This window comes from Vibrio sp. 1288, from assembly GCF_033344475.1.
On sequence record NZ_JAWPOX010000261.1, the window covers coordinates 1 to 884 of the forward strand.

An 884-nucleotide genomic window follows, 5' to 3' on the forward strand; every position below is an offset into this window, starting at 1 on the left:
ACTATATTTATGACCTGTTACAATCCAACAGCAGTGAAATCAAACCTGACGTACTCTCGACAGATACACACGGTGTCAATCATGTTAACTTCGCCTTACTGGATCTATGCGGTTACAGTTTTGCACCGCGATACGCGCAGTTCAGTAGTGTCATCAATGATCTGTTTGATGTGACTGAAAGTGAACAAGGCAGCACCATACTGGCGCTAAAGAAGCCTATCAGAACGAATGTTATTACAACGGGATGGCAAGATATCAGGCGTATTGTTCTGTCACTTCAGACAAAGCGGACGACACAAGCAATGCTGGTAAGAAAGTTGTCTGGTTACCCTTCTGGACACCCAATATTACAGGCTCTGACGGAGTATAATCGACTGGTTAAAGCGCAATATTTACTTGACTACATCGACGATGCCAGTTTGCGGCAGTATGTGCAACGTGCCCTGAACCGGGGAGAAGCATGGCACTTCCTTAGACGAGCCATTGCGTCGGTGAATGGTGATCAGTTCCGTGGCAAAAACGAGTCTGAAATCGCTATCTGGAATGAATGCGCAAGATTGCTTGCCAACGCGATCATCTACTTCAACTCCGCGATACTGAGTCATCTTCTGGGACACTTTGAAGCGACAGGTGATGAAGAAAAAGCGGCTATCACTCGTGCTGTTTCGCCCGTTGCATGGCAAAATATCAACTTAAGCGGGACGTATAACTTCACCAATACCGGAAAATTGCCTGATATTAGTGAAATTACGAAGCCAATCGTGGATGATTAAGCTTGGAAACGAAAGTAACCCACAGCTGGAGGCTATATAATACAAAGCCTGTAGCATTCTATGTTACTTTAGAGGGGAAAATCCCTAGAACCCCGTAATGGGACAGAAAGG

At 45.4% G+C, this 884-nt stretch carries 1 protein-coding gene; it reads left to right on the plus strand.

Annotated elements, in window-relative coordinates:
* The coding region (locus tag R8O11_RS26100; protein WP_318194724.1) for a Tn3 family transposase at positions 1-773 on the plus strand (773 nt) is incomplete at its 5' end.
* Positions 774-884 lie beyond the last annotated feature (111 nt).